Raw genomic sequence first — 10,462 nt, 5'->3', positions numbered from 1 at the left:
AGGACGAAAGCTTCGGTTCATGAAAATGGCTTGAAAATTGAAACAAATGAGGGATAAAAAATGAGGGGCAATGGAAAAAATTCACCATTGGATGAAGAATTACGGTCTTTTGCGCTTGAAGAAGCGTTTTTGACACGCAAAAATTATAAAGTCATCTTTTGTATTGCTTTCATTGTGGCAGCTTTAAGAATGGCTCTTCGCTTCGTACCAATTTTGCTTGGGTGGAAGTTGGCGGAGTGGGAAGGGGATGTCGTGGCAGCTCTCTTGTTAATCATGCAGCTTATATCATGGTTTATTTTTTTGTTCATCCCTGTTGCCTTTGTGGTTCGTATCATTTTCACGGTTCTGTTGAAAGAAAAGATTGATATGTTGGAGCAAGCAATCTGGAAGCGGAGAAAAACCGCTTCTCAACAAAACAGCGCATGAAGGGGCGGGGAAAATGATAGATATTAAAATGATGGATATTGTTGTTGTACTCTCGTGGGGTGTGGGCTTGACGCTTTTCACGCTGCTTTCTGCTGTGGTCGTGATGTTTATTTGGGCATTGTATTACTCTACTTTCAAGCGGGTGAGACTGTATTGCCAAGTGACAAAAGAATTAAGCCGCGTGCTTGAACAACCTATCGCTTTTGAGCCGTCTAGTGGAGCAACGCCGATGATTAAGCTGTTATCTGAGGAAAAAGAGTTTTCTCTTTCTGATGAGGAAATCTTAACGATGGAAAGTGCAACGGCGCTTTTAAAGAGTTTGGGGTGGAAGGTGGAAATTGAGGGAAAAGGGGATCATTTGGCCACCTATTATTTACCAGATCGTGAAGTGCAGTTTCTTTATAATGCTGAGAAGGGGTATCCGCGATTTGATTGTGCAATTGCGGTGGTTTCTGGTATCCATGCGGCGGCTTGCCAAACGATAGACCCTTATAATTCTGGAGGCTTGATTGCTCTTGAATTGAGTTTTGATGTGAAGGGGGTGGAAATTTTTGAAGAAAAGGTAAGCGTTGGATGTTTACGTCGTGCACTCGAGAAAGCTTTAGATGAGGCAATGACTGAGGTTGATCTTGGCAAGATGCTTCACTCTCAATATAGAATCCTGCCTTGGGAAAACAAAACTGTGGTCCCTCGGTTGGCTTCTTATTCCCTGCGTTATCTTGCAGCTCTGGCTTTGATGGGCGATGTTGAAACTTTACACTCTTATCAGAAAAGCTTTATGGAAGGTGAGAAGCTGGGCTTTGAAACAAGCATCGAAGAGGAGCATCTGGAACGCGCAATGGTGATTGCTCAGGCGGTAGAAAAGACAAAGCAACCCAGTTACGATTTGCTTCAACAGGCGGCAAAGGATTTTTCCATGGAGGTGGAAAGCTATGAATGTTTTAGAGCTACAGATCCCAATTTGTGCAATAGAAGAAGAGATTCTTATGAAAATTTGATCGAGGAAAAAAGAGAAGAATTAAGGCAACAGGGATATTTTGTTTACGAAAAGGACGCGATTTGTGAGGTTGATGGAAAAAACTATCGTCCTCATATTCTTTACATAAAGGATGGGGAGTTAGAATATATGGATGTAGAAATTAGGATTGATGAAAAAATTTATTGAGAAAAATAAAGAGTTTAGATAATTTAAAAAGAGCTTAAACCTAAAAATAATGCGTAAAAAGCGCGAAGCGTAAAAGCAGAGGGGAACAATGCAGGAGAAAAAAGCAACATTTGAAGAGTCTTTCTTTTCATTTAGAAAATTTATGGTGTCTTCAGTGGAAAGGCGTAAAGGGGTGGGAAGGTGTAAAATAATAGGGTGCCGCTTTTTTATCATGTTTTGTACGTGCCTTATCATGATGGCTTTAGAAATTTCTGCGGGTGCAAAATCTCTGGTACAGCCGTTGCAATGGACAAGATGGGAAGGAATTGGTTCTCTTATTTTTCTCTTACCAGTGTTGATATGGTTTTGTCTTCTCACACCCCTTCCTATTTTGTGGGGCATTTGTCGTTTTAAAGAGCGTAAATTGGAAAAAATAAAGAAAAAACTAAAAGAAAAAATAAAGCAGCAAGAGATTAATCAATGAGGTTATACACATGAGGAGTGAGGCCGCGGTTTTTATTTTGTTTCTGCCGATTGGATATTTTCTTCTAAATGCAGTTACAGTTTTTGCCATTTTTGTGAATATGATTATTGTGGCGCCTTATTATTCTTTAATAAAGCGTTTGAGGCTCTATTACAGAGTGAAAAAACAAAGACGTTTGATGAAAGAACATCCACAGCGTTTTTGTTTCTTTGAAAAAAGCGGAAAAGAAAAAGAGAGAGTGCCGCAAAACTTAGCACTAGAAACACAGATAAGTTTCTATTCGTTAAAAAAATGGCTCGCTTTTTCACGCAAAGATTATATCCTCCACGCATGCCTCTCTTTCATCATTATATTTTTCAAAGCTTATGTCTATGTGATTTTCTTTAAAGGGATAGATGAGATAGATGAGAGCAGATTTGAATATTTTGCCATTCTCTTGCTTTTCTGGTTTTTTTTATCGGTATGTATTTTTGCAACGATCCCTGTTGTTGTGATCCTTCGTGAAATTTTAACTCATCGATTGAAAAAGAAAATTCAGCAATTGGAAGAAGTGACTGAAGCAACCCAATCAATCAATTTATAAAGAGAAGGGGATAAAATGCATTACGAAATGGCGGCAGCTTGGACGGTGATTTTGATCATTCTGCTGGGGGGTGTTTTTGATTTTTTCTTAACAATACCCATTGTGGCACTGTATATTTCTTTTATCAAGCGTTTGATCTCGTATTACAAGGTTACCAAACAATTAAACGCAGCGCTGAAAAAGCGCATGTAGTGCTCGTGTCATGGGGGAGGCATAAGTTTTAGATCATGCCATTGCTTCACGGCTTGGGAGGAGGGCATCGATTGTTTTTCTCATTTTACGCTGATCTCTGGGGGAATGGAGGGCGTTGGGGGAAAAGGGCTGATGGCAATGAATAGGCTGATGATAGGTTTGTAATAGGCTTGTATAGGCTTTAATGGGGCGGTTGATCGGAAGTTTTGTTGTTTTCTGTGAATTTGCAAAATCGTAAAAACGTGGAACTGTAAAAGGGTGTGTGGTTGCTCAAGAGCCGTGACGGTTGTGGGGAGGATATGGGGTAAAGAGGGTGCCAATGGAGGCGTAAAGGTTGGATTGTGCAATGCGTCAAAATTGGAATGGAGTAATGGGGAATTGGGGGAATGGAGGGCGTTGGGGGAAAAGGGCTGTTGGCAATGAATAGGCTGGTGATAGGTTTGTAATAGGCTGATGATAGGCTTTAATGGGGCGGTTTATCGGCAGTTTGCTTGTTTTCTGTGAATTTTCAAAATCGTAAAAACGTGAAACTGTAAAAGCGGGTGTGTGGTTGCTCAAGGGCTGTGAGGGTTGTGGGGCGGTTGGGGAGAAAAGGTGCCAATGGAGGCGTAAAGGTTGGATTGTGAAATGCGTCAAAATTGGAATGGGGAAATGGAGGGCGTTGGGGGAATGGAGGAATGGAGGGCGCGCTGGGGGAATGGGGAAATGGAGGGCGTTGGGGGAAAAGGGTTGATGGCAATGAATAGGCTGATGGTAGGTTTGTAATAGGCTTGTATAGGCTTTAATGGGGCGGTTTATCGGCAGTTTGCTTGTTTTCTGTGAATTTGCAAAATCGTAAAAGCGTGAAACTGTAATAGGGCGTGTGGTTGCTCAAGAGCCGTGATGGTTGTGGGGCGGATATGGGAGAAAAGGTGCCAATGGAGGCGTAAAGGTTGGATTGTGCAATGCGTCAAAATTGGAATGGAGTAATGGGGAATTGGGGGAATGGAGGGCGTTGGGGGAAAAGGGCTGTTGGCAATGAATAGGCTGATGATAGGTTTGTAATAGGCTTGTATAGGCTTTAATGGGGCGGTTTATCGGCAGTTTGCTAGTTTTCTGTGAATTTGCAAAATCGTAAAAGCGTGTAACTGTAAAAGGGTGTGTGGTTGGTCAAGGGCTGTGATGGTTGTCAGAGGGGGTAAGTCCGTGTGAGAAGGGTTAGAAAAACGTTTGGTTTTGGAGCTGTTGATATAGGCATGCTGTTTAGAGGCGTAAGGGAGGGGGATTGTTCGTTCTCAAAGCCTATGATGTAAGAGAGTATGGGCTATTCAAGAGGGTGTTCGGGTATGGATAGAGATTGAAGGGGTACTGCTTCTTTGCAAAGCAGAGGTATTGATCATAAGTTTTGTTTATTCATATGGTTTTTTATGGCATCCAGTACCTGTTGGCTTATCTCCTTATGGGTCAGCCATCGTAAACCTTTGGGCGTTGTTTTTTGTCCTAATTGAATGGGGATAAAATCAACCTTGTTTTTGCGCGCGCACTCGAGGATCATTTGATCATGCATGTTGGAACCAAAAATATGAAGAATACATGGCGGTTTAGGCAAAAGAGCCAACTGCTCAATTAATGCGCAAGAAAATGCATAGGCGGGCGAATGAATCCATAATATGCAATATTTTAGATCATGCCATTGCTTCACAGCTTCTAAAAATTGCGCCTTTGATGCCGCACAATCATAATCCAACGACACGCACAACTGTTTGTTGTGCAATGCCTCAAGCTGGACTTTATGGGAAAGAAAGCGTGCAGCAATAATCACTTCTTGCGGCTTTAGTGATTGATACAAAGGGGCAAGCATCCCTGTGCCCCCTACCACTAAATAACGATAGTGCGCATCCTTTTTTTTCATGCCCCCTCCCTTATTACTTTAAATCCCACCTCTTTGCTTTAAAAATGTGTACATTTCATCAGCAAGTCTTTCACAACGTGTTTGTACCTCTTCACTTGTAACTTTCCAAGTACGACCTTCATCATCTGAGGAAAAATCTTCGTTGGAAGAGGCGATTTGACATTGGAGTGTATAACCATAAAGCGTGTGCACCACCGGCACTAAATGCTCACACGGTTGTGCGCATTTTTTGGCCGTACTCCCATGAGAGATAAGCCCAACAGGTTTATTTAAAAAGGCATTATAGCTCAAATTATCAAGAGCATTTTTTAAAACACCCGAATAAGACCCTTGATAAACGGGGCTTGCTAGAATAACGCCATCAGCCGCTGCAATGGTTTTTACAAACTCACGGACCGCAGCACTTGGATTAGCCTCTACCTGCTGATGATAATCGGGATCTGTCATCGGCAAGGGCTGTTCACGCAAATCAACCCACTGAAGTGATGCACCCCGCTTTATGAGGCAATCCGCTAAATAATTGGCTAAAGTTCTTGTTAAGGAAGGTTGACGCACAGACCCCAAAATAATTGCTATATTCAACAGGATTCTCCTTTATCTTTTCCCCACAAGCCTATAACGCAAGGCTTATAAAGAAGTGTGAGTAAAATGGCGCGTATCAATGCTGTTTATAAAGAGCAATTGTGCTGATATCGCATAGTTATAGAATCAATCCATGCTAACAAGATTGTTGACAAAACAACACCTCAAATTTGCAAGGGAATGTTAGTGCTTTCATTAATATTAAAATGCTTGATCTCAAGAATTGCGGCTGTCTCTCTGTCTTAGAAGCGCTTTGATGAATATATTCTAAGCTATTGGCTTGCAAGATCCCCAATGAAAAATGGAATATATCGTCATATTTTGAATGATCATTGATCCTTTTTAATTGGAATAAGAAAGTTGTAAGATTTTCTCATTTCAAATGCTCTTATTGCGCGATCATTTGCAAATCAATGGAAGTTCCTTTTTCATGTCTTAAGTGGGGGGTCCGAAAACAATTGAGAAAAGAATAAAAATGCTTCTGTCTTTTCAAGGGATAAAGGCTATCGTAGAAGCTAGATAGGGCTGTTTTTTGGGCAGGGGTGGGGTTGTCGTAGGAGCCTTAGGCTAATGGGGTTGTCCGTGTTGAGGAACGAGTTATGGCGTAGCTTGTTGCAAGGGAGGGTAAGGCTATTGTAGAGGCCGCAGGGGGCGTATATGAATGGTGCCGGATTACATTTTTTATTGAAACAATGGTGGTGATAGAGTTTATAGTAAGGGGATATATTCATGGGAGCGCTATTGTTATCCCTTTCATGGGGGATGTTCATGAAATGGGGTGTACGCGCGTTGGTTTGGAAGTGTTGAGAGATTTCTTTAAAACAAGCACGTGAATTGGCAAAAGTATTGGCAACATGAATATGCAATACGAGTATTTTCTGGGGTGTTCTGTTTGACGATAATGGATGCAATTGTGCTTTGAGAGATTATGCGTGTCCTTATAAAGTTAGGGACAAACAGTTGCATAAAAGGGAAGAGCAAATGAAGGGGGAAAATTCCACATTTTATAACAAACGGTGCTCTCTTTTTTTTGGAAAATCATTTCGTTCTTATAAAGATCATATGATTATTTGTCTTATTTCTATCCTTATTGGGATAGGTTATAAAGCTCTTTTGATCCCATTAGAAGCCAAGTGGCCGTTGAGTGTATCGCAGGATAGCACTCTTTTGGCGCTTTTTGTGCTGCGTGAAGTCATCATGGTGGTTGTTGTTGCCTTGATGCCTGTTTTATTGGTGCTTTATCTCATCTTAACGTATTTGTTGAAAAAAAAGATTCAGCAGTTAGAAGAGGCTATCCAGCAACGGGGTCACACAATCGATCAACAAAATAATCCAGTAAAAAACAATAGAGAAAAAATAAGCTGTTTTTTTATCGTATACTTTTGGTTGATATTTCTGCTAAACGTCTTTTTTCCTGCGGGTGTTGTCATGCTCATTTTAGAATTTTACTATTTTGTTTTCAAGCAGGTGAGAACGTATCGTAAAGTGAGACGGGCATTAAAACGCGTAAGATAAAGAGAGTGACAAGGCGCTTTTGTAGCTATCGTGAGGGGTAAGAGGCAATGTTTAGAAGCTCTCGTGACACAAGAAGAGGGGAGGATGAATGGTTGGAAAATCATCAGACAAAGAAGAGAGCCTATTTTCGTTTGTAATGAGGAGGATGCTCTTAATCATTGGGAAGAGTAACCGCGCTTTTAGAAAGTTGGGGGTTTTTGTTGAAAACAAGGGAAGCGCCATGCATCGCACTTTTCGTGGTTCTTAAAAGAGCGGGCATGAGATAAAGAAATGCATTTTTCATAAAAAAAGGAAGAGCAATGAAGGGGAAAAATTCAGCATTTTATAATGGACTGCGCCATTTTTTCGAAAAAAGTATTTTTTCTGTGCGAGAGCATGTTGTCATTTGTTTTCTCTCTCTCATTATTGAGCTATGGAACAGGATTTTCTTTCTTGAGCTATGGAACAGGATTCTCTCTCTCTCATCCTTGGATAGCAAAGAGTACAGCATTTTTTCTCTTGAGCTGTGGAACAAGATTTTCTTTCTCCTATCCTTGGGTAGCAATGGGGAACGGACAGGGTGGTGGGATACACCTCTTTTTCTCTCTCTGTATGCGTTTTGGAAAGTTATTATAGTGTGTGTTTTGGTCTTATTCCCAGTTATGTTGATACTCTACATCATATTGTGGTTTTTGTTGGTAAAAAATATTCGGAAATTGAAAGGAATAGATCAGCAACGGGGTAAAATAACCGATCAAAAGGATCGATATAAAGAAAGTGTGAACTGGAAAATGGACGATATTCTTGTCATGATATTTGTTTTCGTGCTTATGTGCGTGACATTGGTGGTTGCTTGTATTCCCATGATGATTTTAGAACTTTATTATGGTGTCTTTAAGCAGGTGAGAACGTATCGCTGTTTAAGAAAAGAACTGAAAAACGTCTTGCAAGAACAGGATACAGCGTTTGAGAAATCATGAGAGGGAAAAATAATGAAGAAATTATGAGAGATTCAGCCTTTATAGGGATTGCTCTCTATACCATTTTGCCTCTGATATTTTTTGGTGCTCTTTCATGAGGTGTCCGTAAACATTGCTCTAAGGAGCAGTGTTGAGGGTGGCATTGAGTGAAAGAAAAGCCGATTATGGATTAGTATTGATAAAAGGGAATAAGAGCCCTTGGGGTTTAGAGCCTAGAGTGAGTGCTTGGGACTTACTTTATCGTTTGAGGCGTGAGGAAGGAACGGTTTTGCTTGTAGGGGCGCGCGGTATATGGGTTGTTTTCGTATTTTTAGGAGCCTTGTTCATTCAAGCTTTGAAATGAATTCTATTGAAGTGGGGTTGCAGGGTGATTTTCTTGAAAATAAGAGAATTTTTGGGAAGAAAAAGCTGAATTGTGACTATTGTTTACAGATTGGCGTGGTTTGAAAATCTTTATTGTTTGCAATGTGAGGAAGGTAAGAGGGTGGCAAGGTAGCAGGAATATTATAATTTTTATTATGACGCAAACCATAATGGTCTGTGTACTTTTCTTTATTCCGGTGGTATTTGGGTTTTGCATCATCATAATGCGTAAATTGGAAAAAAATCCAGAAACGAGAAGAGGCAATCTCTGTGTGATAGCAAATAAGCTCTCTGTCGCACGGGTCTTTTCAAAGAGAGAGGGGAATACATGAAGGAGCAAAATTGGGCATCAGAGCAAGAAACGCATAAAGGAGTGCATTCTTTTTCGCTCCAGCAAGCGTTGCTTTCAGCAAAGGATTATAAAATTATCTTTGCTATTGCGGTTCTCATTATCATGTGGAAAATGGTTCTAGAAATACCAAGTGTATTGAATTGGCAGCTGACAGGGTGGCAATATGTTGTGCATGCCGTTCTCTTTAAAACAACGGACATCATAACGGTTTGTGTTATTATTTTTATTCCGGTTATGTTACGGCTTCGCACCAAAGTGACGGGTGAGTTGCGAAAAAATATTCAGAAACTAGAAGAAGCAATCTCTGTGCGAGAGCACATAAGCTCTCTGTCGCACGGGCTTTGTAAAGACTGAGAGGGGAAAAATGAACAGTGATCCTATAGCCGTATTTCTATTAGATCCCGGATTCTGGGTGATGATTGTTATTTGCATGATCATTATCATGCTTATTTTAGCTCTTTATATCTCTGTCTTTAAACGGATGAAAATGAATTTCCAAGTGAAAGGCGAGCTGGAAAGAGTGCTTAAAGAAAATGATCTTGCAACGCAGCAGTTTTGGAAAGATGAAGCTGTGGTGCAGGAGAGGCGTTTGCAACTAAAGGAAAAAGAGTTCTCTGCCGATTATGATGATGATGATGAAATTCTCACGATAGAAAGTGCAACAGGGCTTTTAAAAAGCTTGGGATGGTCGGTGGAAATCGAGGGAAAGGGAGATTATTTGGCAACCCTCTTTTTACCAGATCGCGAAGTGCAGTTTCTTTATAACGAGAAACGAGTGGAAGAGTTTTCGCCTTTTGATCGCGGACTTTTAATTATGAGCGGTATTTTTGCGGCGGCTTGTCAGACGATTAATCCTCATAATTCTGGGGTTGTGCCAACGGTATTTATGAATTTTGTACCCAATGGATTGGAAATTTTTGAAGAAAAAGTGAGCGTCCAGCTTTTAAAGAAAGCACTCGATAAAACTTTAAAATGGACAATGGAAGATGATTCTTTGCATGAAATGTTTCGCTCTCAATATGGTATTCCCCCTTGGGAAAAAGACTCTTTATCTTGGGCAACGGATGATGACATAGAGCTCGCACCTTATGCTTTGCTGCATCTTGCTGCTCTTGCCTTACTTGGCGATGTTGAGACTTTAGCTTCTTATGACGAAAGTTTTACGGCAGGGGAGAAGCTTGGCTTTGATGAAACCATTGAAAAAGTCCATTTGGAACGCGCGATGGTGATCGCTCAAGAAGTGAAAAGGGAAGGAAAGTTCAGTTACGATCTACTGGAACGGGTTGCTGAGAAGTGGTCTATAGCCATGGACTATCAGCTTTTCAGAGTGAGATCCCCTAATACGTGTAATCAAAAACGTGCTTTTCATAAAAAATTAGTCGAGGAGAAAAAACAAGAATTAAGGGAACAAGGATTTGATGTGAGTGATGAACAGTTCGTGTTTGAAGCAGAGGGGGTAAAACATGCTCCTGATATTACTTATATTAAAGATGGTGAACCTGCATTTATGGATATAAAAATTGATTAGTGTTGTACTCTCCTGTTGAAGAAAACACTCTTATTTAAAAGATGTGAAAGCGCCATGATTGAGACGCTTTCACACCTTTCTTACCAGAGCCAAATAAAGGGCTCAAAAAATCAAGAATAATAGCCAAGATTTTAAAAAATAGACTGGAAATAGCTTGATCCTCAAGAATAGGGGGAAAAATCAATTATAAATTCTACTCTCTTCTTTAAGACTGTTCTGTTGTTTTGTTAGAAAATGCTCATAAATTATCGCTTATTCAAGTGCCTTATTCAAGCGGTATGAGGGAAAGGTCCATTGACTAAAGCGCTATGGGGGGAGCTTTAAGGGTTAGAGCCTTTGTCATTTGAGGGGAGAGGAAGGCAAAAAATGGCATTTTTGAGCAGTGTTAGGGTCTTTTTCCTTTGAGGTGTTTTTTGTCTTTAAGCTGTTCTTGCCAATGAAGC

General features: G+C 40.5%; 13 protein-coding genes. 11 read left to right on the top strand and 2 right to left on the bottom strand.

The features are described 5' to 3' along the window. Nucleotides 1–60 precede the first annotated feature (60 nt). From ACFIK7_RS09110 to ACFIK7_RS09085, 6 genes are all read left to right on the top strand, one after another. Nucleotides 61–426 (top strand): hypothetical protein, encoded by a 366-nt coding sequence (locus ACFIK7_RS09110; RefSeq protein WP_375663252.1) that lies wholly within the window; start codon nucleotides 61–63, stop codon nucleotides 424–426. A 28-nt stretch (nucleotides 427–454) separates the two neighbouring features. After that, nucleotides 455–1,591 carry a DUF6990 domain-containing protein gene (locus tag ACFIK7_RS09105; protein WP_375663253.1) on the top strand — a complete coding sequence of 379 codons (1,137 nt, stop codon included), beginning with the start codon at nucleotides 455–457 and terminating at the stop codon, nucleotides 1,589–1,591. 211 nt (nucleotides 1,592–1,802) lie between these two features. After that, the gene (locus tag ACFIK7_RS09100; protein WP_375663251.1) at nucleotides 1,803–2,054 is read left to right on the top strand and encodes a hypothetical protein; all 252 of its coding nucleotides are present in this window, start codon (nucleotides 1,803–1,805) and stop codon (nucleotides 2,052–2,054) included. Nucleotides 2,055–2,064: 10 nt separating this feature from the next. After that, the gene (locus ACFIK7_RS09095; RefSeq protein ID WP_375637677.1) at nucleotides 2,065–2,637 is read left to right on the top strand and encodes a hypothetical protein; all 573 of its coding nucleotides are present in this window, start codon (nucleotides 2,065–2,067) and stop codon (nucleotides 2,635–2,637) included. 15 nt (nucleotides 2,638–2,652) lie between these two features. After that, entirely contained in the window at nucleotides 2,653–2,829 is a 177-nt protein-coding gene (locus ACFIK7_RS09090; protein ID WP_273790878.1) for a hypothetical protein, read from the top strand. A 627-nt stretch (nucleotides 2,830–3,456) separates the two neighbouring features. Continuing rightward, entirely contained in the window at nucleotides 3,457–3,594 is a 138-nt protein-coding gene (locus tag ACFIK7_RS09085) for a hypothetical protein (RefSeq protein ID WP_375663250.1), read from the top strand. A gap of 610 nt (nucleotides 3,595–4,204) precedes the next feature. Here ACFIK7_RS09085 and ACFIK7_RS09080 read toward each other — a convergent pair. Further along, nucleotides 4,205–4,720 carry a short-chain dehydrogenase gene (locus ACFIK7_RS09080; RefSeq protein WP_375637680.1) on the bottom strand — a complete coding sequence of 172 codons (516 nt, stop codon included), beginning with the start codon at nucleotides 4,718–4,720 and terminating at the stop codon, nucleotides 4,205–4,207. An 18-nt stretch (nucleotides 4,721–4,738) separates the two neighbouring features. Next, nucleotides 4,739–5,302 (bottom strand): NADPH-dependent FMN reductase, encoded by a 564-nt coding sequence (locus ACFIK7_RS09075; RefSeq protein ID WP_273790873.1) that lies wholly within the window; start codon nucleotides 5,300–5,302, stop codon nucleotides 4,739–4,741. A 981-nt stretch (nucleotides 5,303–6,283) separates the two neighbouring features. Here ACFIK7_RS09075 and ACFIK7_RS09070 point away from each other — a divergent pair. The 5 genes from ACFIK7_RS09070 (at nucleotide 6,284) to ACFIK7_RS09050 (ending at nucleotide 10,019) form a co-directional block, all read left to right on the top strand. After that, the gene (locus ACFIK7_RS09070; protein ID WP_375659857.1) at nucleotides 6,284–6,817 is read left to right on the top strand and encodes a hypothetical protein; all 534 of its coding nucleotides are present in this window, start codon (nucleotides 6,284–6,286) and stop codon (nucleotides 6,815–6,817) included. Nucleotides 6,818–7,491: 674 nt separating this feature from the next. Further along, complete coding sequence (locus ACFIK7_RS09065) at nucleotides 7,492–7,776, top strand: hypothetical protein (RefSeq protein ID WP_375654340.1); 285 nt, start codon at nucleotides 7,492–7,494, stop codon at nucleotides 7,774–7,776. Nucleotides 7,777–7,912: 136 nt separating this feature from the next. Then, the gene (locus ACFIK7_RS09060; protein WP_375638458.1) at nucleotides 7,913–8,119 is read left to right on the top strand and encodes a hypothetical protein; all 207 of its coding nucleotides are present in this window, start codon (nucleotides 7,913–7,915) and stop codon (nucleotides 8,117–8,119) included. Between the two features lie 348 nt (nucleotides 8,120–8,467). Then, on the top strand, nucleotides 8,468–8,845 hold the full coding sequence (locus ACFIK7_RS09055) for a hypothetical protein (RefSeq protein ID WP_375663249.1): 378 nt from the start codon (nucleotides 8,468–8,470) through the stop codon (nucleotides 8,843–8,845). A gap of 10 nt (nucleotides 8,846–8,855) precedes the next feature. Then, nucleotides 8,856–10,019 (top strand): DUF6990 domain-containing protein, encoded by a 1,164-nt coding sequence (locus tag ACFIK7_RS09050; RefSeq protein WP_375631443.1) that lies wholly within the window; start codon nucleotides 8,856–8,858, stop codon nucleotides 10,017–10,019. Nucleotides 10,020–10,462 lie beyond the last annotated feature (443 nt).

The sequence above is a fragment of the Bartonella sp. CL266QHHD genome, from assembly GCF_042195355.1.
GTDB lineage: Bacteria > Pseudomonadota > Alphaproteobacteria > Rhizobiales > Rhizobiaceae > Bartonella.
The sequence above is the reverse complement of the archived record's forward strand: the minus strand, read 5'-3'. Positions and strand labels throughout refer to the sequence as shown.